Origin of the sequence: Candidatus Skiveiella danica (genome assembly GCF_022705245.1) — a bacterium.
In the GTDB taxonomy this organism is placed as follows: Bacteria; Pseudomonadota; Gammaproteobacteria; order Burkholderiales; family Burkholderiaceae_C; genus Skiveiella; species Skiveiella danica.
Window position 1 is genome coordinate 23,524 of record NZ_JAKJEW010000013.1, and the last position, 24,150, is coordinate 47,673.

General features: G+C 65.0%; 21 protein-coding genes. 9 read left to right on the plus strand and 12 right to left on the minus strand.

Annotated features, from left to right (window positions below):
* Nucleotides 1-45 precede the first annotated feature (45 nt).
* Genes pstC through phoR form a run of 6 tightly spaced genes read left to right on the plus strand, consistent with a single transcriptional unit; the run spans nucleotide 46 to nucleotide 5,432 of the window.
* Nucleotides 46-1,011 carry a phosphate ABC transporter permease subunit PstC gene (pstC, locus tag ACMUOY_RS09215; protein WP_413892419.1) on the plus strand — a complete coding sequence of 322 codons (966 nt, stop codon included), beginning with the start codon at nucleotides 46-48 and terminating at the stop codon, nucleotides 1,009-1,011.
* Nucleotides 1,008-1,868: a phosphate ABC transporter permease PstA gene (gene pstA, locus ACMUOY_RS09220; RefSeq protein WP_413892420.1), complete on the plus strand. Its 861-nt coding sequence runs from the start codon at nucleotides 1,008-1,010 to the stop codon at nucleotides 1,866-1,868. The genes pstC and pstA overlap by 4 nt, the downstream gene beginning before the upstream one ends.
* A gap of 16 nt (nucleotides 1,869-1,884) precedes the next feature.
* A complete protein-coding gene (gene pstB / locus ACMUOY_RS09225; RefSeq protein WP_413892421.1) occupies nucleotides 1,885-2,664 on the plus strand; it encodes a phosphate ABC transporter ATP-binding protein PstB in 780 nt (259 codons plus the stop codon).
* Between the two features lie 10 nt (nucleotides 2,665-2,674).
* Nucleotides 2,675-3,376: a phosphate signaling complex protein PhoU gene (phoU, locus tag ACMUOY_RS09230; protein WP_413892422.1), complete on the plus strand. Its 702-nt coding sequence runs from the start codon at nucleotides 2,675-2,677 to the stop codon at nucleotides 3,374-3,376.
* The gene (gene phoB, locus ACMUOY_RS09235) at nucleotides 3,373-4,092 is read left to right on the plus strand and encodes a phosphate regulon transcriptional regulator PhoB (protein ID WP_413892423.1); all 720 of its coding nucleotides are present in this window, start codon (nucleotides 3,373-3,375) and stop codon (nucleotides 4,090-4,092) included. The genes phoU and phoB overlap by 4 nt, the downstream gene beginning before the upstream one ends.
* Nucleotides 4,077-5,432 carry a phosphate regulon sensor histidine kinase PhoR gene (phoR, locus tag ACMUOY_RS09240; protein ID WP_413892424.1) on the plus strand — a complete coding sequence of 452 codons (1,356 nt, stop codon included), beginning with the start codon at nucleotides 4,077-4,079 and terminating at the stop codon, nucleotides 5,430-5,432. The genes phoB and phoR overlap by 16 nt, the downstream gene beginning before the upstream one ends.
* On the opposite strand, the gene ACMUOY_RS09245 is transcribed toward phoR, so the two are convergent.
* The 5 genes from ACMUOY_RS09245 to trxA all read right to left on the minus strand — a co-directional run bounded on the left by ACMUOY_RS09245 (nucleotide 5,383) and on the right by trxA (nucleotide 10,755).
* A complete protein-coding gene (locus tag ACMUOY_RS09245; protein WP_413892425.1) occupies nucleotides 5,383-6,738 on the minus strand; it encodes an MATE family efflux transporter in 1,356 nt (451 codons plus the stop codon). The two genes, phoR and ACMUOY_RS09245, sit on opposite strands and share 50 nt — an antisense overlap.
* 10 nt (nucleotides 6,739-6,748) lie before the next feature.
* Nucleotides 6,749-8,455 carry a hypothetical protein gene (locus tag ACMUOY_RS09250; protein WP_413892426.1) on the minus strand — a complete coding sequence of 569 codons (1,707 nt, stop codon included), beginning with the start codon at nucleotides 8,453-8,455 and terminating at the stop codon, nucleotides 6,749-6,751.
* A gap of 114 nt (nucleotides 8,456-8,569) precedes the next feature.
* A complete protein-coding gene (locus ACMUOY_RS09255) occupies nucleotides 8,570-8,830 on the minus strand; it encodes a 50S ribosomal protein L31 (protein ID WP_413892427.1) in 261 nt (86 codons plus the stop codon).
* A 109-nt stretch (nucleotides 8,831-8,939) separates the two neighbouring features.
* Nucleotides 8,940-10,202 (minus strand): transcription termination factor Rho, encoded by a 1,263-nt coding sequence (rho, locus tag ACMUOY_RS09260; RefSeq protein ID WP_413892428.1) that lies wholly within the window; start codon nucleotides 10,200-10,202, stop codon nucleotides 8,940-8,942.
* 220 nt (nucleotides 10,203-10,422) lie between these two features.
* On the minus strand, nucleotides 10,423-10,755 hold the full coding sequence (gene trxA, locus ACMUOY_RS09265; protein WP_413892429.1) for a thioredoxin TrxA: 333 nt from the start codon (nucleotides 10,753-10,755) through the stop codon (nucleotides 10,423-10,425).
* Nucleotides 10,756-10,878: 123 nt separating this feature from the next.
* Between trxA and ACMUOY_RS09270 the strand changes: the two genes are divergently transcribed.
* Nucleotides 10,879-13,437, plus strand: coding sequence for a PD-(D/E)XK nuclease family protein (locus tag ACMUOY_RS09270; RefSeq protein WP_413892430.1), 2,559 nt, complete (start codon nucleotides 10,879-10,881; stop codon nucleotides 13,435-13,437).
* A gap of 80 nt (nucleotides 13,438-13,517) precedes the next feature.
* Nucleotides 13,518-16,838, plus strand: a complete 3,321-nt coding sequence (locus tag ACMUOY_RS09275; RefSeq protein WP_413892492.1) for a UvrD-helicase domain-containing protein — start codon at nucleotides 13,518-13,520, stop codon at nucleotides 16,836-16,838.
* An 808-nt stretch (nucleotides 16,839-17,646) separates the two neighbouring features.
* On the opposite strand, the gene ACMUOY_RS09280 is transcribed toward ACMUOY_RS09275, so the two are convergent.
* The 7 genes from ACMUOY_RS09280 to ACMUOY_RS09310 all read right to left on the minus strand — a co-directional run bounded on the left by ACMUOY_RS09280 (nucleotide 17,647) and on the right by ACMUOY_RS09310 (nucleotide 23,625).
* On the minus strand, nucleotides 17,647-19,701 hold the full coding sequence (locus tag ACMUOY_RS09280) for a tetratricopeptide repeat protein (protein WP_413892431.1): 2,055 nt from the start codon (nucleotides 19,699-19,701) through the stop codon (nucleotides 17,647-17,649).
* A gap of 518 nt (nucleotides 19,702-20,219) precedes the next feature.
* Nucleotides 20,220-20,561: an endoribonuclease MazF gene (mazF, locus tag ACMUOY_RS09285; RefSeq protein WP_413892432.1), complete on the minus strand. Its 342-nt coding sequence runs from the start codon at nucleotides 20,559-20,561 to the stop codon at nucleotides 20,220-20,222.
* Complete coding sequence (locus tag ACMUOY_RS09290; RefSeq protein WP_413892433.1) at nucleotides 20,561-20,803, minus strand: AbrB/MazE/SpoVT family DNA-binding domain-containing protein; 243 nt, start codon at nucleotides 20,801-20,803, stop codon at nucleotides 20,561-20,563. Before ACMUOY_RS09290 ends, mazF begins: the two co-directional genes overlap by 1 nt.
* A 218-nt stretch (nucleotides 20,804-21,021) precedes the next feature.
* Nucleotides 21,022-21,480 (minus strand): putative toxin-antitoxin system toxin component, PIN family, encoded by a 459-nt coding sequence (locus ACMUOY_RS09295; protein WP_413892434.1) that lies wholly within the window; start codon nucleotides 21,478-21,480, stop codon nucleotides 21,022-21,024.
* A complete protein-coding gene (locus ACMUOY_RS09300) occupies nucleotides 21,470-21,721 on the minus strand; it encodes a type II toxin-antitoxin system Phd/YefM family antitoxin (protein ID WP_413892435.1) in 252 nt (83 codons plus the stop codon). The genes ACMUOY_RS09295 and ACMUOY_RS09300 overlap by 11 nt, the downstream gene beginning before the upstream one ends.
* 161 nt (nucleotides 21,722-21,882) lie before the next feature.
* Entirely contained in the window at nucleotides 21,883-22,641 is a 759-nt protein-coding gene (locus ACMUOY_RS09305) for a formylglycine-generating enzyme family protein (RefSeq protein ID WP_413892436.1), read from the minus strand.
* 93 nt (nucleotides 22,642-22,734) lie between these two features.
* Complete coding sequence (locus tag ACMUOY_RS09310; protein ID WP_413892437.1) at nucleotides 22,735-23,625, minus strand: NUDIX hydrolase; 891 nt, start codon at nucleotides 23,623-23,625, stop codon at nucleotides 22,735-22,737.
* Between the two features lie 93 nt (nucleotides 23,626-23,718).
* Between ACMUOY_RS09310 and ACMUOY_RS09315 the strand changes: the two genes are divergently transcribed.
* The gene (locus ACMUOY_RS09315) at nucleotides 23,719-24,066 is read left to right on the plus strand and encodes a heavy metal-binding domain-containing protein (RefSeq protein ID WP_413892438.1); all 348 of its coding nucleotides are present in this window, start codon (nucleotides 23,719-23,721) and stop codon (nucleotides 24,064-24,066) included.
* Nucleotides 24,067-24,150 lie beyond the last annotated feature (84 nt).

The following is a 24,150-nucleotide window of genomic DNA, read 5'->3' on the forward strand; positions in this document are numbered from 1 at the left end:
ACGAACTTACCTTTGGGCCCTTCCGCAAGAGGGGCAGGACGCGCCATGACCAACCCACCGCCCGCCCGCTCGCCAAGAACCGGCCCGTTTGTCGACCGCCTCTTCGGCTGGGCGGCGAAGGGGGCGGCTCTTTTGACGCTCTCGCTGCTGGTGGCCATTCTGGGTTCGCTGTTTGTTGGCGCCTGGCCGGCGATTGCCAAATATGGCCTCGGTTTCCTGACCAGCACCACCTGGGATCCGGTCACCGAGGAGTTCGGCGGCCTGGTGATGATCTACGGCACGCTGGCGACGTCGATCATTGCACTGCTGATCGCGGTGCCGGTGAGTTTCGGCATCGCGCTGTTCCTGACCGAGCTGTCGCCGGCCTGGTTGAAGCGGCCACTGGGCACGGCCATCGAATTGCTGGCTGCCGTGCCCTCCATCGTCTACGGCATGTGGGGCCTGCTGGTGTTTGGCCCGATCTTGGCCACCTTCGTGCAAAAGCCGTTGCAGGCCTTGTTTGGTGGCGTGCCGGTGCTGGGCGCCCTGGTCAGCGGACCCCCGGTGGGCATCGGCATTCTGTCGGCCGGCATCATCCTGGCGATCATGATCATCCCGTTCATCGCCGCGGTGATGCGCGACGTGTTCGAGGTCACGCCGCCGCTGCTCAAGGAGTCGGCCTACGGGCTGGGCGCCACCACCTGGGAGGTGGTCTCCACCATCGTGCTGCCCTACACCAAGGCGGGTGTCATCGGCGGCATCATGCTCGGGCTGGGCCGTGCGCTGGGGGAAACCATGGCCGTGACCTTCGTGATCGGCAACATGAACCAGCTCGATTCACTGAGCCTTTTCCAGGCTGCCAACAGCATCACATCGGCGCTCGCCAATGAATTTGCCGAAGCGGGCGAGGGCTTGCACCAGGCTTCGCTGATCTATCTGGGCCTGGTCCTGTTCTTCATCACCTTCGTGGTGCTGTCGCTGTCCAAGGTGTTGCTGGCGCAGCTGCGCAAGGGCGAAGGGAAGAAGTCATGAATGCTGTCACCATCGATCCCCGCGAACAAAAATACGCACGACGCAAGCGGGTCAACCAGATGGCCGTGGGTCTGGCCCTGGCCGCCATGGCTTTTGGCCTGTTCTGGCTGGCGTGGATTCTTGTGGAAACCGTGCGCCTGGGTGTGAGTGGGCTGGTGCTTTCCACCTTCACTCAGATGACGCCGCCACCCAACGAAGTCGGCGGGTTGGCGAATGCCATCTATGGCTCTGTGCTGATGGTATCGCTGGCCACCTTCATCGGTGCTCCGATCGGCATCATGGCGGGCATCTATCTCGCGGAATACGATCCCCATGGCTGGCTGGCCTCTGTGACACGATTTGTCAACGACATCTTGCTGTCGGCGCCGTCGATCGTGATCGGTCTGTTCGTCTATGCCGTCGTCGTGTCCCGCTTCAAAACGTTCTCAGGCTGGGCTGGTGTGATTGCGCTGGCCCTGATCGTGATTCCGGTGGTGATCCGCACCACCGAGAACATGCTGCAACTGGTGCCCCCGGGCCTGCGCGAGGCAGCCTACGCGCTGGGCGCGCCCAAATGGAAGGTCATCCTCAGCATCACGATGAAGGCCGCGCGCGCTGGCGTGATCACCGGGATTCTGCTGGCCGTGGCGCGCATTGCCGGCGAGACGGCCCCCTTGCTGTTCACGGCCCTGAGCAACCAGTTCTGGACGTCGAATCTGGGTGAGCCGATGGCCAGCCTTCCGGTCACGATCTTCAAGTTCGCAATGAGTCCCTATGAAAACTGGCAGAAGCTGGCATGGGCCGGTGTGTTCCTGATCACGTTTGCGGTGCTGGGCCTGAATATTCTGGCCCGCGTGCTGACCCGCCACAAGAATTGAAAAAGGCTCGAACCCGATGGAAACCCTGACCCCGACCCGCGAGAAGTCCAAGATATCCGTCAAGGATCTGAACTTCTACTACGGCAAATTTCACGCCCTGAAGGGCATCAACCTTGAGATCCCCGAGAACAAGGTCACGGCCTTCATCGGCCCGTCGGGCTGCGGCAAGTCCACGCTGCTGCGGGTCTTCAACCGCATGTTCGAGCTGTACCCCGAGCAGCGTGCCGAAGGACGAATCGTGCTGGACGGCGAGGATCTGCTCACGTCGAAAAAGGACGTGCCGATTCTGCGCGCCAAGGTGGGCATGGTGTTCCAGAAGCCGACGCCGTTTCCGATGTCGATCTACGACAACATCGCATTCGGCGTGAAGCTGTTTGAGAACCTCAACGCAACCGATATGGACGAGCGTGTGGAGTGGGCGCTGCGCAAGGCCGCACTTTGGGGCGAAGTGAAAGACAAGCTGCGCCAGGGGGGCTCCAGCCTCTCCGGCGGGCAGCAGCAGCGCCTGTGCATCGCGCGCGGCATTGCGATCAAGCCAGAGGTTCTGTTGCTCGATGAGCCCTGTTCGGCCCTGGATCCGATCTCCACGGCAAAGGTCGAAGAACTGATCGTCGAGCTCAAGCAGGACTACACCGTGGTGATCGTGACCCACAACATGCAGCAGGCGGCGCGGTGCAGCGACTACACGGCCTACATGTACCTCGGCGATCTGATCGAGTTCGGCGCGACCGAGCAGATGTTCTTCAAGCCGACCCGCAAGGAAACCGAAGATTACATAACCGGCCGTTTCGGCTGAGGAGACTGCCATGTCCGACAAACACTTGTCCAGCCAGTTCGACAGCGAACTGCATTCCGTGTCGACCCGTGTCATGGAGCTGGGCGGCCTGGTCGAATCCCAGCTCCTCAACGCGATCTACGCCCTGACCCACTTCAGCGATGAGACGGCCGACCGGGTGATCCAGACCGAAGATCGGGTGGATTCGATGGAGGTCGAGATCGATCACGACCTTTCTTCCATCATCGCGCGGCGCCAGCCGACCGCGCGTGATCTGCGTCTGCTGATTGCCATCTCGAAGACGACCGCGAACCTCGAACGCGTGGGCGACGAGGCCGAGAAGATTGCCCGCATGGTCAAGTCGATCATCCGCAGCGGATCAGCGCGCGCGCTGCCGTCCTCCGAGCTGCGCATCGCCGCCGGGCAGGCGTCCACGCTGCTGCGCAAGGCGCTGGATGCCTTTGCGCGCCTGGACGTCGATGCGGCCGTCTCGATCATTCGGGACGACGACGAAATCGACCGCGAGTTCGATGGATTCGTCCGCAAGCTGATCACCTACATGATGGAAGATCCGCGCACCATCTCGCCGAGCCTGGATCTGCTGTTCCTGGCCAAGGCGATCGAGCGCATCGGCGACCACGCCAAGAACGTGGCCGAATTCATCATCTACATCGTCAAGGGAACCGATGTGCGCCACACCGCCATCGAGCAGATCGAGTCGGCCGTGAAATGAGAAGCCTGCCGCGTGTCCTGATCGTGGAAGACGAGCCGGCGATCGCCGAGCTGATCGCCGTGAATCTGCGCCACAACGGCTTTCAGCCCACGTGGGCGCTGGACAGCGAAACCGCCCAGCGCGAGCTCGATGCGGTGCTGCCCGACGTGATTCTGCTGGACTGGATGCTCCCCGGCGAGAGCGGTTTGTCGCTCGCCCGAAAATGGCGAGCCGACGCACGCACGCGTTCGGTGCCGATTCTGATGCTCACGGCGCGCGGCGACGAGGCCGATCGTGTGGCCGGTCTCGATGTCGGTGCCGACGACTACATCACCAAGCCGTTTTCCACCCGTGAGCTGCTGGCCCGCATCCGTGCGGTGCTGCGCCGTCGCGCACCAGAACAGGCCGGGGCGTCGGTGACCGTGGGCGATCTGGCGCTGGACCCCGCGACCTATCGTGTGAGCTGGATGGGGCAGGCGCTGAAGCTGGGCCCCACCGAGTTCAAGCTGCTGCACTACCTTATGACCCACACTGAGCGGGTGCACAGCCGGGCCCAGTTGCTGGACCGGGTATGGGGCGACCATGTATTCATCGAAGAGCGCACGGTGGACGTTCACATCAAGCGCTTGCGCGAGGCGCTGGGCCCGGCGGGCGCTCTGGTGGAAACCGTGCGAGGTGCCGGCTACCGGCTCACCGCGCAGCTCCCGACGGCCAGTCCGGCATGTTCCGGAGGCTGAGTTCCTTCCTGCTCGTGCTGCTTGCGGGAGCGGGCATCGGCTGGCTTGCCAGCGGCCTGGCAGGGGCACTGGCCGGTGTGATTGCGGGGGCCATGGTCTGGTTCTTTACCGACCTGGCCCGCGGCAGCCGGGTGATTCTCTGGCTGCGCGACCCGCAGGCGCGCGAGGCGCCCACGCTGTGGGGCCTTTGGGGCGAGGCAGCCGATCGCTCCCGGCGCCTGCTGCGCGCGCGCGACCAGCAGCTGATCGAAAGCGAGGCCCGCCTGCAAGCCTTCCTGGCGGCGATCCAGGCATCACCCAATGGCGTGGCCATTCTGGACAGGCAGGGGTACATCGAATGGTTCAACCAGACGGCCGCAAAGGACTTTGGCCTGGACCCGCAGCGTGACCTGGGCCAGCAAATCGGCAACCTGGTGCGCGACCCGGTGTTTGCGGGGTACTACGCCGGTCGCGACTATGGGCATGAGGTGCTGTTGGCGGGCCGTGGCAGTACGCCGCAGCGGCCGGTGCAGCTGTCGGTGCAACTGCATCCCTATGGTGACGGCAGGCTGTTGTTGCTGTCGCGCGATGTGACGGCCCTGGCGCAGGCGGAAGCCATGCGTCGGGACTTCGTGGCGAATGTTTCGCACGAGATCCGCACACCTCTGACGGTCCTGAGCGGCTTCATCGAGACTTTGCAAAGCCTGGAGCTCGACCCGACCGAGCGTGAGCGTTACCTTGGGCTCATGGCCGCCCAGGCCGAACGCATGCAGACGCTGGTTCAGGATCTGCTGACCCTGTCGCGGCTCGAAGGCAGTCCGCCACCTGGTTTTTCAGAGTGGATCGAGGCCGAAGAACTGTGCTCGCTGTGTGTCGACGAAGGGCAGGCTCTTTCCGCGCTGCTTTGGCCGGAGCCGGCTGCGCCACAGCAATTGCGCCTGCACGCCGTACCGGCCATTTCACTCGCAGGATCGTCCAGTGAGTTGCGCAGCGCGCTGTCGAACCTGGTGAGCAATGCCGTGCGCTACACCCCAGCAGGAGGACAGATCGACATCACGGCCGAGATTCTGTCCGACGGCCGTGTCGAATTCGCGGTGACCGATACCGGCCCGGGCATCGCGCCGGAGCACTTGCCGCGCCTGAGCGAACGCTTCTACAGGGTCGACCGCAGCCGCTCGCGCGAATCGGGCGGCACGGGACTCGGGTTGGCCATTGCGAAGCATGTCGCGCAACGACACGACGGCGAGTTGATCATGACCAGTGTCCTGGGCCAGGGTTCGCGTTTTGCGCTGGTCTTGCCGGCCAACCGGTTCAGGCCGGCGGTAGCTGTGGGCCAGGGCGGCGCAATGCGCGCGCCATGAACATTAGAAAAATCAGGGCGGTCAGGGCCAGCGCGCCAGCCCCCGCAGCCCAGAACGTGACAGGTGTGCGGGTGGGGTCATGGGCGCCCAGCCCTTCGTAGGCCAACAGGTAGCCGCCCCCGAGGCCGACACCCCACAGCAGAACGCAATAGACCAGAAGGGGTGCCACAGTGACGCGGTAGCAGCGCAGGATGAACACGCACACCGCCTGGATCGCGTCGAAGAAATGGAACAGCGCCACCCACGCCAGCAGGCTGGCGCCCAGGGCAACGACGGCCGGTTGTGCGGCGAAAAAGCCAGCCACCATGTCGCGACCCACCCAGATCAGGCCCGACTGGCCAGCGCCTGCGCCAAAGGTCAGGGCCAGACCGGTCCGAATGGCCGCTCGGGCCCGGTGTGGGCTCCCGGCGCCCAGCCAGTAGCTGGCACGCGAACTGGTCGCGATCGCGAGTGAAAGAGGCAGCATGTACATCACAGCGGCCATGCTGGCCGCGATCTGATGGCTGGCGGACGCAACCGTGCCCAGGCGCGCGATGAACAGCGCCATCAGCGTGAATGAGCTGACCTCAACCAGGATCGCCAGTCCGCCAGGGACGCCGAGCCGCGCATAGGAGCGGATCGTTGGCCAATCGGGCGCCTCCGGCGCCCTCCAGATCCGGTAGGGCCGGTAGATCTCCTGCCTGGCGAGCATCCACAGGGCGAGTGCGATCATGAGCACGCTCACCACCAGTGTGGCCCAGGCGCAGCCCACCGCGCCCAGTGCGGGCAGGCCGAGTCCGCCAAAGGCGAACCAGATCGACAACGGAATCTTGACCAGCAACGAAGCGGCCTGCAACCAGGTCACCAGCACCGGTTTGCCCAAGGCCTGGTTCAGCGTGCCGTAGATCCGAAACAGCAGGTTCAATGGGAGCGCCAAAGCCAGCACGGCGAGGTAGCGTCGCACTTCGCCCTGCATCGTTTCGGGGACTTGCGTCCATTCCAGCAGCTGCTGCGGAGACATCAGGGCGGCCATGCCGACCATGGACGCGAAGATCCAGAGGTACAGGGCTTGGCGGACCGAACGACCCACGCCGGTCTGCTGGCGCGCGCCGTGCAGTTCGGCCCAGACCGGCAACAGCGCCTGCAGCACACCGTTCAAGCCGACGAAGACACTGATGTAGATCGCCGAGCCGACCGACAGTGCGGCCAGCGCGGCTTCCGAATGCCGCCCTGAGACCACGGTGTCGACGACGCCAAAGGCCATGACCGCCAACTGGCCGACCAGCACGGTCGCAGCGTGCCCGGAGATCGTCTTCAGCTCGAACAAGGTGCTGGCTTCACGGCACAGCGACGCGCCGGTAGATCAGGATCGTCTCGGTGCGGTCGGTCGGGCGTCGCACCCTGGAGTGGAATTCCCATTGGCCGGGATCGACGGCTTGCGGCAGGCTCGAGACGTCGGCCGCATCGACGAGCAGCCAGGGGCAGACGGCAGCGCGTCCTGCGGACACGGTATTCATCTTTCCGTGGAAGCGCAAAGCCGCCAGCTGGCCGCGGCTCATGCCATGGACCTGCACGCAACTCGGGCGGCTGGTCAGCACCTGAATGCGTTGCACCATCGGTGCATAGCTGCGCGCATAGTCCAGAACCGGCAACCACAGAGTCATCAGCAGCAGCCAGCACAGCGTCGCGCCGCCGGCCGGCAGCACCATGCTTTTCCAGATGGCCGAACGGTGACGGCCCACCCGCCACTTCACCAGCCAGATCCAGGCCAGCGTGCCGGCGAGTGCGGCGACAAAGGCCAACCCCGAGAGGCTGGGCTCAAAGCCGGGTGCCAGTTTGGCCACGTTGGCGGCCGGCTGTTTCGGCACGCCCGCCTGCATCGACACCCAGATGACCCAGATGACGATCGCGCAGCCCGAGAAGAACAGCAGCGTGAACCAGTCGATCAGCGCAGAGACACTGCGCTCCAGTGTGGGCAAGGCAAATGCTGCCAGGGTGGCCAGCGCCGGAAGGGCCAGCAGCAAAGAGCGATCCGACGCCGGCGTCAGCAGTGTGGTGCCCATGGCAACCGCAAGGAAGAGCAGGGGCCAGGCGAGGTGACGGTTGCGCGGAAGGTCCCGCAGCTGGTGGCGCCAGCGCCAGAGCGTCCACAGAACCAGTGGCCACAACGGCCAGGTGAACCACAGAAACAGGCGACCGAGGCTGCGCCATTCGCGCCAACTCGTCCCGGGAGGCGCGATGCGCCATTGCCAAAGGTCGAGTGAGCTGGCCAATGCGGCCGTCGCTGCCGCGGCCACCAGAGGGCCTGCGACGCGCCACAGCCGACCACCGTGCGTTGAGCCCGTCTCTTTGCGCTCAAGGGCGCCGTAGATGGCGCCACCGAGCCCGAACAACACGGCGACCGCAGGTGCACCAGACAAGGTCAGGCCCGTCAATCCGGCGCCGATGGCCGCAAGGGGCAACAGCAGCGACCCGCTCAGCGCGGACAGACCGTAGAAGGTCAATGCCGTGAAGCACAACTGCGCCAGCGCCGGCGTGGTCTCGTGCGAGAGTTGGGCCAGGCCCAGGCAGCCGATCAGGCCCAGCAGGCCGCCGTCGGCCATGGCGCGCGCGTAGTCCGCAGGCTGGGCTTCGCCACCAAACGCAAACGCCACCGGCTGGGCGCCGGGGCTGCGCGCCAGCTGGTAAATGCCGTACCAGGTTGCCACCAGCACCAGCACCAGCATCAGGCCGAAAGGCAGTCGTGCGGCGAAATCCGGGGCCATCCAGCCTGGCGCCAGCTGCATGGCCCAGGCACCTAGCCAGTAGGGCAGCAAGGCATCCACCTCAGGGGAGATGCCCATGATGGTCGGGGCGAGCCAGTCGTGCGGACCTGCGCTGGCCAGTTCGACCATGTAGCCGAAGGCGGTGATGTCGGCGTTCTTCCAGGGCTCACGCCCGAAATAGCCCGGCAGGATGTAGGCCAGGCAAAGAAGGATCAACGCCGTCCGCGGCAGACGGCGCACGGCGCCCTGGGCAACGATGGCGGGGGTCGACCGGATCACGGGTGGTGGTGCAAGAGTGCCCGGAACGGGTGGTTGGAGCAGGTGGCCATGGACCTTAATGCAAAAGGGCAGCGCGGTGACCCGGGCTGCCCTTGGCGGAAAGATGGCGCCGGATTATTTGGCGACTGGGGTCTTGCCGAAGCGGTTGCGGAACTTCTCGACGCGACCGCCCATGTTGTCCACCGACTTTTGCGTGCCCGTGTAGAAGGGGTGCGACTCGCTGGAGGTGTCCAGCTTGTACATCGGCAGCTCGCGGCCGTCTTCCATCTTGATCATTTCTTTCGTGCTGGCGCACGAGCGGGTCACGAACTTGAAACCGTTGGACAGGTCCACGAAGCAGACTTCGCGGTAGTTGGGGTGAATGCCTTCTTTCATGATGCTTTCCTATTCAGTTGCGACAGCCGCGCCAGCCCATCTGGCGTACTTTTCGCGAAAACCCGCAATTATGACATGAAATCAACGAGTTGCAGGTCATTCTTCGTGATCAGCCGCCGCGGCGCATCATGTCGAAGAACTCGACATTGCTCTTGGTGGCCTTCATGCTCTTGAGGACCATTTCCATGGCCTCGATCTCGTCCATGTTGTACATGAACTGGCGCAGGATGCGCGTCTTCTGCAGCACCTCGGGCGCCAGCAACAGTTCCTCGCGGCGCGTGCCGCTGCGGTTGAGGTTGATCGCCGGGAACACGCGCTTTTCGTACAGGCGGCGCTCCAGGTGGATTTCGCAGTTGCCGGTGCCTTTGAACTCTTCGAAGATCACTTCGTCCATCCGGCTGCCGGTGTCGACCAGGGCGGTGGCAATGATGGTCAGGCTGCCGCCTTCCTCGACCTTGCGGGCGGCACCGAAGAAGCGCTTGGGCCGCTGCAGGGCGTTGGCGTCCACGCCACCGGTCAGCACCTTGCCGGAGGAGGGCACCACGTTGTTGTAGGCGCGGGCCAGACGGGTGATGGAGTCCAGCAGGATGACGACATCCTTCTTCAGTTCCACCAGGCGCTTGGCGCGCTCGATCACCATTTCGGCCACATGCACGTGGCGGGCGGCGGGCTCGTCAAAGGTGGAGGCGATCACCTCGCCCTTCACGGTGCGCTGCATTTCAGTCACTTCTTCCGGACGCTCGTCCACCAGCAGCACCATCAGGTGCACGTCGGGGTAATTGGCCGTGATCGCGTGGGCGATGTGTTGCATCATCACCGTCTTGCCCGACTTGGGCTGCGCCACGATCAGCGCGCGCTGGCCACGGCCGATCGGGGCAATGATGTCGATCACGCGGCTGGTGATGTTTTCTTCCGACTTGATGTCGCGCTCGAGCCGCATCTGCTCCTTGGGAAACAGAGGCGTCAGGTTCTCGAACATCACCTTGTGCTTGTTCTGCTCGGGCGGCCCACCGTTGACGGCATCCAGCTTGGTCAGCGCGAAGTAGCGTTCGCCGTCCTTGGGCGTGCGCACCTCGCCTTCGATCATGTCGCCCGTGTGCAGGTTGAACCGCCGCACCTGGCTGGGCGAAATGTAGATGTCGTCGGTGCTGGCGGTGTAGCTGGTGTCGGGGCTGCGCAGGAAGCCGAAACCGTCCGGCAGGATCTCCAGCACGCCGTCGGCAAAGACCTGTTCGCCTGCGCGGGCGCGTTTCTTGATGATCGCAAACATCAGCTCCTGCTTGCGCATGCGGCCGGTGTTTTCGATTTCGAGATCTTCGGCCTGCTTGAGGACTTCAGACACGTGAAGTGCCTTGAGTTCGTTTAAGTGCATGAAACGTCCTGCGGGGATGACAGCCCGTCACGGGGCTGCTGAAAAAATGTCTGGGGGAGGTCGGGGAGGACCGGGCCCATGCGCCCGACCTCGAAGTTCTGAACCTGGAACTCGAACCGTTTCGACTGGCGAATCAGCGGTCAGGCGGGATTATGACAGGAAAAAACAGGAAAAACGGGCCCGCGCTGCTCGGTGCGGGCCCATCGGGCTTGCCGAAGAATCAGGCCAGTTGCTGGTCGATGAAGGCCACGAGTTGGGCCTTGCTCAGCGCGCCGACCTTGGTGGCCGCCAGTTGGCCATCCTTGAACAACATCAGCGTGGGAATGCCACGGATGCCGAACTTGGCGGGAATTTCGCGGTTTTCGTCCACGTTCATCTTGGCGATCTGCAGCTTGCCGTTGTAAGCGGTGGCCACTTCGTCGAGGATCGGGGCGATCATCTTGCAGGGGCCGCACCACTCGGCCCAGTAGTCCACAAGCACCGGCTGGGCGGATTTGAGGACATCGGCCTCGAACGTGGTGTCGGAAACATGTTTGATCAGGTCGCTGGCCATGACGGAATCCTTGTGGTGAGGGGAGATGCAGCTAAAGTGCGGGCATTGTGACAGAAACCAACCCCCGTCGCCCGATGAACGGGGCTGCCGGGCGCCATGAATCACCCTTCGACACCCCCACCCGTGCTGCATCGAGCCATGGCCGCCTGGCCGGGGCTGATGGGCCGGCTTGCGCAGCGCCTCGAGGCACGCGGCGCCCATCCGGCGCGCACGCTGGTGCTGCTGCCTTTTGCGCAGCTCATGCCCGTGGCCGTGCGCCAGTGGGCGGCCTGCCACCCGGATGGCTTTGCGCCACGCTTCGAGACCACCCGCAACTGGGCCCGGCAACTGGCACCGTTCAGCCCGGGTCCGGATGACCTGAGCTTTGACCCCGCACGCGACCTGCCGCTGGCCCAGAACCTGCTGGAGCGCGCCGGCCTGGGCGCCCAGCGTGACGTGCTGGCCAGCGCTCTGGTGGAGTCGGCCACGCAGCTCGCCGCGCTGGCGGCGGCGCGCGCGCCCGACGAACGCCTGGCCTGGGCCGCCGAGATGACGCCGGTGGTGGGCGGCGCTGAATCCGGCCCGCTGGCTTTCGAGGCCGCCGTGGCCCGCCTGGCGCTGGTCTGGGCCGCCACCTCGGCGCAGCCGACCGACGTGCTCTATGGCCCGCTGGCGCTGGACGCGGTGGACGCGGTCTTCGTGCTTGACGGCTTCCAGCCCGACCCGCTGACCAGCGCCCTGGCCGCGCGCTGGGGCGAGCGCGCCGAAACCCTGGCGCTACCGTTGGACGCCCCGCGCGGCGAGGTGCGCCTGTTCCCCGCTGTGGACACCGAGGACGAAGCCGAACGCGCCGCCGCCCGGGTGCTGGCCCACATCAAGGCCGGCCGCGTGCCCGTGGCCCTGGCCGCCACCGACCGCGCGCTCACCCGCCGCGTGCGTGCACTGCTGGGTGCGCGGGGCGTGGCCATCCGCGATGAAAACGGCTGGAAGCTCTCCACCACCCGCGTGGCGGCCGAACTCATGGCCCTGCTGCGCGCTCTGGCCTGGAACGCCAGCAGCGACGACGTGCTCGATGCCCTGAAGAACACGCCGACCTGGGGCGATGAGCCGACGCGCCTGGCGCTCGAAGCCTGGCTGCGCCGCCAGGGCCTGCGCGACTGGCGTGACGCTGAACGCCTGTGCACGCCCGACAGCCCGGACGCCCGGGCCTCGGCTCTGGCCCCGCGGGTGGCCGACATAGCTGCCGTCCGCTCTCGGTTTGGCACACCGCGGCCCCTGGCCGCCTGGCTCGGCGATCTGCGTGCGCTGCTGCACAACACCGGCCTGGCCGGGCCGATGGCCCTGGATGCCGCTGGCGTCCGCCTGCTGGGCGTGCTGCGGCTGGAGGAGGGCGCCCAGGCGGAATTTGCCGACGTGCGCGGCGCCGCCCGTCGCCTTTCCTTGAGCGAGTTCACCAGCTGGGTCGACGCCGTGCTCGAAGCCGCCAGCCATGTGCCGCCGCACCCGGCGCGCGAGCAGGTCACCATCCTGCCGTTGAGCCAGATGCTGGCGCGTCCCTTTGCCGCGCTGGTGCTGCCCGGCTGTGACGACGTGCGCCTGCCCGCCGCTCCCGAGCCGCCCGGCCCCTGGACGGCCACGCAGCGCGCAGCGCTCGGCCTGCCCAGCAGGGCCGAACTGGGTACTGCCCACCGTGCCGCTTGGGCCTATGCCTTGCAGGCGCCCGCGTGCGACATCCTCTGGCGCCAGGGCGACGACAGCGGCGAGCCGCTGCTGCCCAGCCGGCTGGTGCAGGCGCTGCTTCTTGAAGGCCTGGCGCCCGAAGCCGACGACCCGCGCCCCCCGCGCGAATTGACTGCGGCCCCGGTGCCGCCCCCCACGCCCTCGGGCGCGGCGCTGCCGGTGAAGCGCATCTCGGCCAGTGCTTACGGCGACCTGCGCGCCTGCCCGTATCGCTTCTTTGCGCTGCGCCAGCTGGGCCTGCAGGAGGCGGACGAGCTGGACGCCGAGGTCGACAAGCGCGACTTTGGCCTGTGGCTGCACGCCGTGCTGCGCCGCTTTCATGAGGCGCTGCGAGCCACGCCCACAGCGGACCCAAGCGAGCGCCAGGCCCTGATCGACCAGGCCGCCATGGACACCACCCGCGAACACGGCCTGGACGACGGCGACTTCCTGCCCTTTGCCGCCGTCTGGCCCGCCGTGCGCGACGGCTACCTGGCCTGGCTGACCGACTACGACGCCACCGGCGGCCACTTCGAGCGCGCCGAAGCCGAGGGCGTCACCCCGCTGGGCGCCTGGCAGCTTCACGGCCGGCTCGACCGCGTGGACCGCGGCGCCGACGGCCAGACGCTGGTGATCGACTACAAGACCGAAGGCCGCCAGCGCACCGCCGATCGCATCAAGGACGCGGCCGAAGACACCCAGCTTGCCTTCTACGCGGCGCTGCTGCCCGATGACAGCCTGCGCGCCGCCTACCTGAACGTGGGCGACCGCGATGGCACCAAGCTGTATGAACAGGCCGACGTCACCGCCCTGCGCGACCGCCTGCTGGCCGGCATCCAGAGCGACCTGCAACGCATCGCCGATGGCCATGCGATGCCCGCGCTGGGCGAAGGCAGCGCCTGCGAATGGTGCGCTGCCCGCGGCCTGTGCCGCAAGGACAGCTGGGCCGTGCCCGCCACGCCAACCGAGGAGGGTGCGACATGAGCGCCGCCGGGCCGCCCCAAGGCGCGAAGGCCCCCCTGGGGGGCAGCGACCCACACGCCGTGGGGGAGAGTGGGGGCCACATGAGCAAGGCCGCGTATGAGATCAACGGCCAATCCGCCACCCGCGAGGCCTTCTACGCCATCGCCTGCGACCCGCGCCGCAGCGTGGCCGTGGAAGCCTGCGCTGGCGCGGGCAAGACCTGGATGCTGGTCTCTCGCATCGTGCGCGCGCTGCTCGACGGCGCCGCGCCGCATGAAATCCTGGCCATCACCTTCACCAAGAAAGCCGCCGGCGAGATGCGCCAGCGCCTGCAGGAGTGGCTGGCCGACTTTGCGCGCGAAACCGAGCCCCAAAAGCTCGTCGATGCGCTGATTTCAAGGGGAATTGGACCGTCCCCAGCGTCAAATGGTCATGAGGCGCTACGAAATCTGTACCAATCCGTGCTCGCCGCCGACCGCCCGGTGCAGATCCGCACCTTCCACAGCTGGTTTGCCGCGCTCTTGCGCACCGCGCCGCTGGCCGTGCTGCAGCAGCTCGGCCTGCCCGGCCACTACGAGCTGCTGGAAAGTGACGACGAGGCGGTGGCCGCCCTCTGGCGCCCGTTCCAGGCCACCGTGGCGGCCGATGCGGTGCTGCGCGCCGACTACGCGGCCGTGGCCGCCGAACACGGCCGCGCGCAGACGCAAAAGGCACTGGCCGCCGCCTTGAGCCGCCGCACCGAGTTCGTGCTGGCGGACGAGGCCGGCGTGGTGGAGGCCTCCGTGCCGCCGTTTGGCGCGCTCTGGCCTGAACTTGCGGACCTGGCGGCTCCGGCCGACGCGCTGCGGGGCGACGAGGCCCGCCGGCGCTGGTTGGCTTGGGCGGCCGAGTTGGGCCGCGAAAGTGGCAAGACGGCGCCCAAGGCCGCCGATGCGGTGGTTGACGCTTGGGCGCTGGACGACGCCGAGGCGCGCTTGCGCGTTCTGCGCAAGGCCTTCTTCGTGGCCGATGAAGACCGGCTGACCAAGCATCTGCAGAAATTCCCCGCCGCCCAGGCCGCCGAGGCGGAGTTGCAGCGCCTTTGCCAGGCCACCCGCCAGCACGCCGCCTGGCTCCATCAGCAGCGCATGGCCCGCCTCACGCGCTGCCTGCTGCTCGAATACGCCATGCTCAAGCGCGCCCGGGGCTGGGTGGACATGAACGACATCGAGCGCGCCGCGCAGGTGCTGCTGGCCGACCCGGTGCTCTCAGGCTGGGTGCAGGAGCGGCTGGACGCGCGGATCAAGCACCTGCTGATCGACGAATTCCAGGACACCAACCCGCTGCAATGGCAGGCGCTGCACGCCTGGCTGTCGGGCTACACCGGCGCGGGCGCGGCGCCGGGCGTGTTCATCGTGGGCGACCCCAAGCAGAGCATCTACCGCTTCCGCCGCGCCGAGCCGCAGGTGTTCAAGGCCGCGCAAGCCTTCATCCGCGACGGGCTGGGCGGCGACCTGCTGGCCTGCGACCACACCCGGCGCAACGCCCCGGCCGTCATCGGCGCGGTCAATGCGGTGATGCTCCAGGCGCAGGACGAGGGCGCCTGGAACGGCTACCGCAGCCACACCACCGAATCCAGCGCCGCCGGCCGCGTGCTGCGCCTGCCGCCCATCCCGCGCCCACCCAAGTCCGGCAAAGCCGACGCGCCGGACGCCACCGAGCTGCCCTGGCGCGACAGCCTGACCACAGCGCGCGAGCTTCCCGAGGAAACCCTGCGCACGCTGGAGGCCCGCCAGGCCGCGCGCTGGGTGGCAGCGCAGATCGAAGCCGGCACGCCGCCGAAGGAGATCATGGTACTGGCGCGCCAGCGCAACCGCCTCAGCCCCCTGGCCGACGAACTGCGCCTGCTGGGCATCGCCACCGTGCAGCCCGAAAAAGCCGATCTGGCCGAAGCCCCCGAAGTGGCCGACCTGGTGGCCCTGCTGGACGTGCTGGTCTCGCCCGCGCACGACCTCTCGCTGGCCCGCGCGCTCAAGTCGCCGCTGTTCGGCGCCAGCGACGTGGACCTGACCGCGCTGGCCCTGCTGCGCCGCGAGGACGCGCATCATGGCCGCCCCTGGCTGGCGCTGCTGCAGGCCGAGGCGGATCACCTGCCGCCCACGCTGCAGGCCGCCGCCACCGCGCTGGTGCTCTACACCACCTGGGTGCACAGCTTGCCGCCGCACGACGCGCTGGACGCCATCTATCACCATGGCGACGTGCTGGCCCGCTTTGCCGCCGCCGCCCGCCCCGAGCAGCGCCAGGCCGTGCTGGCCAATCTGCGCGCGCTGCTCACCACCGCGCTGGCGCAGGGCGGCGGGCGCTACCTCACGCCCTACGCGCTGGTGCGCGCGCTGCGCCAGGGCGGCATCCCCGCGCCCGGCCGCGCCGACCCCGCCGCCGTGCGCCTGCTCACCATCCACGGCGCCAAGGGCCTGGAGGCCGACGCCGTGCTGATGCTCGACACCGACGCCCCGCCCGCCGCCGCCGACAACATGGGCGTGCTGGTGGACTGGCCGGGCGAGGCCCCCGCGCCGCGCCGCTTCGTCTTTCTGGCCAGCGAAACCAGCCCGCCGCCCAGCGCCACCGACACCCTGGCCGCCGAGTTCGCCGAGCGAACGCGCGAAGAAATCAACGCCCTCTATGTGGCCATGACCCGCGCCCGCCAGGTGCTGGCGCTGTCGGCCGTGGAGCCCCACCGCGACAGCGGCCGCAGCCCCTGGCGCCGCATCGAGCCGCTGGCGCAGGCGGTGGAGGTGCTTGAAAGGGCCGCCGCAGCCACCCCGGACGCCCACGGGGTGGCCGCCGAGACGTTTTTCATGCCTTTTGTGCCCATTCCCAGCGTGGAAGGGTCACAGTCTGCTATTGAAAACGAATCGATTGAAGTCGCCTCCGAGCTCGCCCGCCAGGGCGAGGCCATGCACTGGCTGCTGGAACACGGCGCGGTGGAGGTCGCAGAAGGCCTGGAGAGCGCCGGCAGCCCGGCTACGACGCCCGGCACGAGCCCCGCACACCTGGCTTTTGTGACCCGTGCCGCGCGCGAATTCGAACTCCCGCTCGACGCCGTCCGCCAGGCCGCCGCGATGGCTCGCCGCATCCGCACCGGCGAAGGCCGCTGGGCGTGGGACAAGGCGGTGATCGACTGGCAGGGCAACGAAGTCACCCTGTTGCACGCAGGCATTACCCAGCGCATCGACCGCCTGGTGCGCCGGCGCGACACCGGTGAATGGTGGGTGCTGGACTACAAGAGCGTCCACCGGCCGGACGAACAGCCGGCGCTGGTGGAGCAGATGAACCGGTACCGGGATGCGGTGCGTAAGGCCAACCCGGGCGCAACGGTGCGGGTGGCGTTTTTGACGGGGGAGGGAAGGGTGGTGGAGGTGGAGGAAGACGCGTCCGCGTAGCGGAATAGGGCTGTTCCGGCGTCGGGACTGAAGGCGGGCTTGATGGTTGCGGGAACGTCAAATTTGAGCCACAAGCGTTGCACAATATTCATAAGCCAGTCGCTGAAGTGGCAATATGAGATTTGCGTTGAACGGTTAGGGCTAACGGCTACGCATGATGTGAATTTCATGATCTTCCGTGTACAGAAGATGGCCGGCTTGGCACCGCCATGCGTCAGTCCATTCGGACCATGGCCCAGTTACCTTCCGATTTCTCGTCGCAGACTTGATGTCAACGACACTCTTTCCGCACTCTTTGCAGTAAACATCAGCTATGCCATCCTTTATGAAGTTGAGAACATAGGGATCTGCAATTTCGACGAAAGAAGCGGGCAAATAGCTTATCTTACCGTCATTCAACGACGCTCTGCCAAGCCATCTTGGCATGGCAAATCTTGCTAACTGGGATTCTTTGGTTCCCCCAAATGTTGAATCACACAGATTCTTAATAAAGGGCGCAATATCTGACGCGGTTACGGTCACTTCGCATCTGTATTTCCCCGAGTACTTTTCGCTAGCCACAACGACGTACTGAGTGCACGGCGGAAGTGAGTCTAGCACCTGCGTCGCTTGTGCAACACTGCAAGTGGGAGGCGACGGTGGTTTACCACTAAGGAGTTTTTGGAAGAAGCCGAGCACGAATACTCCTTTATGAGGCCAACGCAAAAGTACCGGCGCTGCATGGATTTACCGTTCAGCATCAGTTAGGCTGCCAAGTTCGCTCCAGTTTAACTGGTTGACTGAGAATTAAATGATGGAACCGCAACCATTATCGATTCAACAGACGCGCACATCGTTGAATACCTTTAACTGCTTCAGGATGTCCGAGTCGCCTGGCATTCTCAAAGCACTGCAATGCGTCTTTGAGACGCCCAGATGGCCCTAGGATTGCACCTTTGTTGTACCACGCCGTCGGATTGCGTGGATCAATTCTGGTGACGTGATCGAACGCAGCCAAGGCGCCTTCAGAATCTCCCAGTGCAGAAAGTACCGCCCCTTTGTTAATTAGCACTCCCACGTCATGCGGGCACATGTCAAGCGCGCGGTCGTAATATTCCAGGGCTTGATGAAGCTGGCCCATTTGGCGCGCAACTAGGCCACGACGTCCCAGTTCTAAAGCGGAATTAATTTGATTTTGGCAGTAATCAAGGGTGTCCTTGGCCCTGTCTACCCCTAGCTTCTTTGCCTCCTGTAGACAAGCGGCCGCTGCCCGGAATTCCCGGAGTGGCTTGATGAGGGAAATGGCTTTGTTGAACCAAGCGAGACCATTTTTCGGGTTGATTCGCAGCGCTTCGTCCAAACATTCCAAGGCCTCAATCGTCTGTCCCGACGCTGCCAAGGCAATTCCCTTGTTGGTTAAAGCTTGGTCATCTTCCCGATTCAGGTCAATGCATCGCTCGTAGCAGGCTAACTCATCCTGGAGTTTGCCTAAAGAACCGAGCAAGGCGCCTTTATTGAACCAGGCTTGAGATGACCTAGGATTGATCGTCGTCGCTTGATCGTAGGAGCGCAACGCGTCATCGTTTCTACCAAGACCGCGAAGAGCTACCCCCCGGTTAAACCACGCCTCTTCAAGAAATGGATCGATCTTGACGGCTTTGTCTAGACATGTCAGCGCTTCCTGGCTCTTCCCCGCCTGGGCATACTCGGCACCCTTGTTCGCCCACGCATAAGCGTAGGATGGGTTTAGAGCTAGCGCATGATCGAGGCATCCTATCCCATCCTTGCTGCGCCCCGTGCGCATCAACAAGACGCCCTTATTCAACCATGTCTTCTCATTGTCTGGATCTAGCGCCAAAGCCCGGTCGTAGAGCGATAGCGCTTCGCCGCGAAAGCCCAAACGGTCGAGGCTAAGCGCCTTGTTACTGAGTTGGAATGCCTCCAGCGCAGTTCCACTCGCTGCTCTTCTTGCGTCGTGCCCCGTGACGCGTTGAAAAAGTGAGGCAAGTTCTGATCTTAATGCGGCGAAGTCTTGATATCGATCTTCTGGATTTTTTGCAACACATCGCTTAATAATCTCGTTGATCACGCCAACCAAGGGTGCACCAACAAACATTGAAGTCAGAGGCGGGAAGTTTGCGCGCAGGTGCAATGTCTGAAATTCTTCCCAAGTCTTTCCGACGAACGGCAGCTTTCCGGTCAACAACTCGAAAAGCAGTACTCCAGTTGCGTATATATCAGCACGATGATCGACGTGCTTCGAGTCGAGGAATTGCTCGGGTGCCATGTAAGGAGGTGTTCCTGCGCCGAACCCTGTGCGGCTTTGAAGCCATGATGAGGCGAGCCGGGAACCGGATTCCTCTCGTATATCAAGACCGTCAACGGCCTTGGCAAGCCCGAAGTCGGTGACCTTGAGTATCCAGTTTTCTGTCAACAAACAGTTTTGTGGTTTCAGGTCGCGATGAGCCGTGATGCCTTTCGCAAGGGCGTGCAGCATGCCGTCGCATAGCTGTAGAACAAGGTCGAGAACCAATGGCAGGTTTTGCGTAAGACGCGGCGAGCCAATCCATCTAGCTAGATCACCACCACTGACGTACTCTAAGAAGACGAATGGTCGCCCTTCAATGTTTTCAACAAATCGTGCCTGAGCAACATTCTCGTGCTGATCCAAACCAATCCAGATCAATGATTCCTGCCGAAACTTTTCTTGAGAATTACTATTACGTACAAAATCATCGTTGATAAAAGTCTTGGCAGCGAACGCCTCCTTTAGTGTGTGGTCGAATACGATCAAGACTTCACCCATTCCCCCACGGTGAATCTCAAATATTTCCCATCGACCCTTCAGGTGCGTGCCCACCTTGAAGCGTTCAGTTTCTCCCATAACGTGATCTCTCTTTAATCGCGCTATCACTTCGATATGCCAAGTCGATATAGCGCACGATGGTGTATTGGGGCAAACGACTCGAACATCTCCTAGAAATTGGCCATCGGTGTCCTAGCATCAGGCGATCTTTCTGACAAGATTCGAGTGGAATGGGGGGTTGACCCTAACGATTTAGCTCGCCAGATAAACTGGCCAGTCCAAGGTGTCCGACTGGATAATCATAACGGCGATCAAACTTTTAAGGGGGCGGGTTTTGCCTTCTGCTTCCGTACTTGTGTCCACACGGGATGATTTCGGTGTAGTTCTTCCCCCTGGTAAGGATTCTGTCCGTAATTGCTTCGGGCGGCTACCCTCATTTTTGCGAGAGGCACAGACCAGACAGGCCTGTCCGACTGCCATGCCCTGACGGCATGGCGCCCATTTTCTGCCTGTGCCCAGCGTCAAACGGTCATAAGGCGCTATGAAGTCGGGAGTTTCCTGGCTCGATTGCTCGGTCGGCATCCGGCTGTCTGCCACTACGCAATCTGCAACAACGCCTTCATCTTGGCCCTGACGTGCAGCATCACATCGGCGGTGACCACTGCCTTCCTCTTGGCCTTTCGAACCTTCCAGTCCAGTGATTTCACCTGGTCGGAAAGAACCGCGCAGTCGACGCCGTCCACCTGCGTGACCACTTCAAAGGGATGGCCCTTGATCCGGGTCGACAACGGGCAGCACACCATGAGCCCGGCCTTGCCGTTGTAACTGGCGGGGCTGATGACCAGCGCCGGTCGGTGGCCGGCCTGTTCATGCCCGGCCTGGGGGTCGAACTCCAGCCATACCACCTCGCCGGCGTCCGGCACATAGGCGGTTGCCATCACAGCGCCTCTTTGCCCACGGGTGATCCGAAGCTGACTTCGTCGTGGGCGTTTTCCGCATCCATGCCGCTGATGAGCGCATCCAGGTCGTACTCCACCTTGTCGGACGGCTGAATGATGATGCGGCCCTGCGAAACCAGCAGCTCGACCTTTTGCTCGATGTGGTAACCCGCCTCTTTCAAGACCGTGGTGGGCAGGCGAAGGGCAGGGCTGTTGCCCCATTTGCGAATGACGGCTTCCATGGCTGGGCTCCTTTGATGTTTCTACATTGTAGATACGTTTGCGCCGGGCGTGCAAGTTCAGCGCTTTTGCCATGTGGGCATGCGTAGGGAGCGCGGCGCCGCGTTCACGGCCACGTTGGCATACCGTACCGGCCACAATGGCCCGAATCCCCGAAAGTTCAGTGTTTTTTGGCCAATACCCAGCGTCAAATGGTCATGAGTCGCTATGAAGTCAGGAGTTATTCCGGCCCGCTCAACGCATTGAGAAAGGCCGCCTGGGCCATCGCGTCGGCCGGTGTGCACACGCGCAGGCCGTCGATCGGTGCGACGGTCAGCAGGTCCTGATCGCCGGTGATCAGCCAGCCGGCCCCGGCGGCGAGGGCGGTGTGGATGAACATGTCATCTTGCGGGTCGCGGCTGTAGCCTTGTGTGGCCAGCTCGGGCGTTATGTCGACCCACAGGGCGGCGCCGTTCAGGTTGCGCAGCAGATCAAGGCGCATGTCCATGCTCAGGTAGCGGTCGAACTTGGGCTTCCACAGGCGGGTTTGCAGCTCGGCAAAGGTCGGCGGCGACAGCACCGCCACGCCACGGCGCAAGGTGTGCCGTACCACTGCGGCTGGGGGGCCGCCTGGCGAAAGGGCAGCGCTGATCCAGACGTTGGTGTCGATCACCACCTTCAGGCGGTGGTCAGCTTTCATCGGCCAGCAGCGCGTCCAGGCCTTCGGCGGTCAGGCCATGAGCCCCGGCCTGGGCGGCGCTCTGGTTCAGGGTGTGCTGCAGGCGGTCGGCGTAGAAGGCGCGCATGGCCTCATAGTCCTGCGCGCTGACCATCACGCCCACCACGCGGTCGCGGCGCATCACGCGCACCGGCTCGCGCTGGGCCAGATCCAGGAATTCGCCGAAGTGGGTCTTGGCCTGATTGGCGGTGAAGGTCTGCATGGTGGGCTCCTGCTCGGCGGTGGTCAACTCGACTCAATTCTAATCGAATCGTTCGATTCAATCGTTTGGTGCTTTTGGAGAGGCCGACCGATTTTCGGGAGGTGGTAGCGCACACCGATGGCCTGTGGACCCGGCTGTCAGCAGCTTTGTCCCTTTGCCCGCTATTTGTCGGCGGCCAGCAAGCTCTTCGCGCACCGAAACCCGATGTACACCACCGCCGTGTCCGCCGGTTTGGTCTGGACGTGGTCGCGGTGCATCTGCGCCGCGCCGTACCACCAGGAGCCGCCGCGAGTAGGGCGGGCGCTGTCGGTGCCGCCGTCGGTCCATTCCCAGGCGTTGGCGCCCATTTCGAACAGGCCGTTGACGCCGGCTTTGGTGCTGCCGGTGGGCGCATGGCCACGGCCACGGGTGGTGATGGCGGGGTTGGCGTAGGCGGCGGGCGTGGGCGCCGCGCCGCAGTCGCCTAGGCAGTTGGCGCCCTGGGGGGTGCTGCCGGTGGGGTAAGGGTAGGTCTGGCCGGTGCTGAAGCTAGCCGGTGGCTGCGCGCGCCGCTCGGTGTAGGCGGCTTCCATCCATTCGGCATCCGTGGGCAGGCGCTGGCCCGCCCACTGGCAATAGGCGCGGGCTTCCGCGAAGGTGATGTGAACGGCGGGCTCGTTGTCGCTGGCCTGCAGGCCGAAGGGGGTGCGCCAGGTCCAGCCTTTGCGCTGGACCCAGCCTCCCTCATAAGTGCTGCCGCCACCCGCCTTTTCAGCCGCTGTGACGGTGCCGGTGGCCTGCGCAAAGCGGGCGAACTGCGCGATGCTGACCTCTTTGCGGTCGATCGCGAAACCTCGGATGGGTTGCATGTCATCAATCTGCGCCTGCGCCCACGGCGCGAGCGTGAGCCAGACCAGCAGGGGGATGAACGCGTGGCGCATGGCCGGATTCTGGTCAATACCCGATAACCCTGCGGCACGGGCCGGATGGCCGTGCGCCGCCCGCGCCATCGCGGTGCATGGACTCCGTTGCCGTCAGCGCGCGCTCGCCGCACCCGCCACCAACGCCTCCAGCGCCACGGCCAGCGGATCATGTGCCGCCACCACGCCATGCCGCACCGCGAAGTCCAGCGTGGCAAGCGCCGCATCGGTGGTAAAGCGGCCCTCGGCGGCAGCGGCAAGCGCCTCCGCCACGGGCCAGCACTGGTGCCAGGCCACTTCGCCGTCCTGGTTCTGGGGCGTGCGGCCGGGGGGCAGGCGCAGGTCGTACACATGCAGGTGCTCGCGCTGCAGGCCCTCGGGGATGTCGCAGTGCAGCGCCACCACGCGCCCGGGCGTGGCCTGGGCGATCTCCTCGGGCGCCAGGCCAGCCTCTTCGAACGCCTCGCGCTGCAGCGCCTCCCACGGGCTCTGGCCCAAGGGCACGCCGCCGCCGATCAGGTTGTCGAGCATGCCGGGGTCGGTGGGTTTGTCCAGGCTGCGTTGCGCTACCCACAGGTGCGTGGGTCGGCCCAACGCGTCGGCCACGTAGCCGTTGCAATGCGCGCCCAGCGTCAGCGTGCCCCAGAAGCGCGAAGCCGCGCGCTCGATGGTGGCGTGGCTGACTTCCTGGTCGTCCCACACGCCGTAGGGCTCGTCGCGCCAGGCGACGATCAGGCCCTGGGTGCGCAGTTGCGCGTTCACCGTGGCCCAGTGGGTGTCGATGGCCCCGATGTCGCCGCCGAAGTGCAAGGTGACGGCGCCCGGGTCGATGCCGATCCAGTGCGGCCAGGCGGCGAGGGCGCTCAGGTGGGCTTCGGCGACGCTGCCCACGGTCACCGGGCCATGCCGGCCAAGCAGGATGACGGGGCGACGCGGGACAACGGTGTGGCGTGCGGCGCGCAGGGCGGGCCAAGGGGCGGGGACGGGTGATTGGGCGGTGGACATGCGCGCAGTTTAGGGGGCCGGCCGGGCTCCATCCCGGGCACAATGGCAGCGCACCCGTGCCGTGGTGCGTTGATTCACTCAGGAGCGTTTCAGATGGGCTGGTTTTCCAAGAGCACCGACGGCTTTTTTCTTGCCACCACGACACCCCCGGATATTGCGGCCAGCCAGTACCTGGGCGTCGTCAACGGCGAGGCCATCATCGGCGCCAACATCTTTCGCGACATGTTCTCGTCTGTGCGCGACGTGGTGGGCGGGCGCGCGGGCGGCTACGAGCGCGCCCTTTCGGGCGCACGCGATGCTGCGCTGGAAGACCTGATCGCCGCTGCCAGGGAACTGGGCGCCACCGGCGTGATCGGCATTGACTTCGACTACGAAGTGCTGGGCGAAGCCAACGGCATGATGATGGTCGCCGTCAGCGGCACGGCGGTGAAGCTGGGCTGAACGCCGCCCGGACCAACGAAGGCTCGCCGACCGGGTTCTTGACCCCCCTCAAGGGCGCATGCGCCGCAGGCGCCCAAAATGATT

Bases quoted from the DNA above. Each gene is read 5' to 3' on its own strand.
- pstC (WP_413892419.1), top strand. From the start codon at position 46: ATGACCAACCCACCGCCCGCCCGCTCGCCAAGAACCGGCCCGTTTGTC.
- pstA (WP_413892420.1), top strand. From the start codon at position 1,008: ATGAATGCTGTCACCATCGATCCCCGCGAACAAAAATACGCACGACGC.
- pstB (WP_413892421.1), top strand. From the start codon at position 1,885: ATGGAAACCCTGACCCCGACCCGCGAGAAGTCCAAGATATCCGTCAAG.
- phoU (WP_413892422.1), top strand. From the start codon at position 2,675: ATGTCCGACAAACACTTGTCCAGCCAGTTCGACAGCGAACTGCATTCC.
- phoB (WP_413892423.1), top strand. From the start codon at position 3,373: ATGAGAAGCCTGCCGCGTGTCCTGATCGTGGAAGACGAGCCGGCGATC.
- phoR (WP_413892424.1), top strand. From the start codon at position 4,077: ATGTTCCGGAGGCTGAGTTCCTTCCTGCTCGTGCTGCTTGCGGGAGCG.
- ACMUOY_RS09255 (WP_413892427.1), bottom strand. From the start codon at position 8,830: ATGAAAGAAGGCATTCACCCCAACTACCGCGAAGTCTGCTTCGTGGAC.
- rho (WP_413892428.1), bottom strand. From the start codon at position 10,202: ATGCACTTAAACGAACTCAAGGCACTTCACGTGTCTGAAGTCCTCAAG.
- trxA (WP_413892429.1), bottom strand. From the start codon at position 10,755: ATGGCCAGCGACCTGATCAAACATGTTTCCGACACCACGTTCGAGGCC.
- ACMUOY_RS09275 (WP_413892492.1), top strand. From the start codon at position 13,518: ATGAGCAAGGCCGCGTATGAGATCAACGGCCAATCCGCCACCCGCGAG.
- ACMUOY_RS09280 (WP_413892431.1), bottom strand. From the start codon at position 19,701: ATGGGAGAAACTGAACGCTTCAAGGTGGGCACGCACCTGAAGGGTCGA.
- mazF (WP_413892432.1), bottom strand. From the start codon at position 20,561: ATGGCAACCGCCTATGTGCCGGACGCCGGCGAGGTGGTATGGCTGGAG.
- ACMUOY_RS09290 (WP_413892433.1), bottom strand. From the start codon at position 20,803: ATGGAAGCCGTCATTCGCAAATGGGGCAACAGCCCTGCCCTTCGCCTG.
- ACMUOY_RS09295 (WP_413892434.1), bottom strand. From the start codon at position 21,480: ATGAAAGCTGACCACCGCCTGAAGGTGGTGATCGACACCAACGTCTGG.
- ACMUOY_RS09300 (WP_413892435.1), bottom strand. From the start codon at position 21,721: ATGCAGACCTTCACCGCCAATCAGGCCAAGACCCACTTCGGCGAATTC.
- ACMUOY_RS09305 (WP_413892436.1), bottom strand. From the start codon at position 22,641: ATGCGCCACGCGTTCATCCCCCTGCTGGTCTGGCTCACGCTCGCGCCG.
- ACMUOY_RS09310 (WP_413892437.1), bottom strand. From the start codon at position 23,625: ATGTCCACCGCCCAATCACCCGTCCCCGCCCCTTGGCCCGCCCTGCGC.
- ACMUOY_RS09315 (WP_413892438.1), top strand. From the start codon at position 23,719: ATGGGCTGGTTTTCCAAGAGCACCGACGGCTTTTTTCTTGCCACCACG.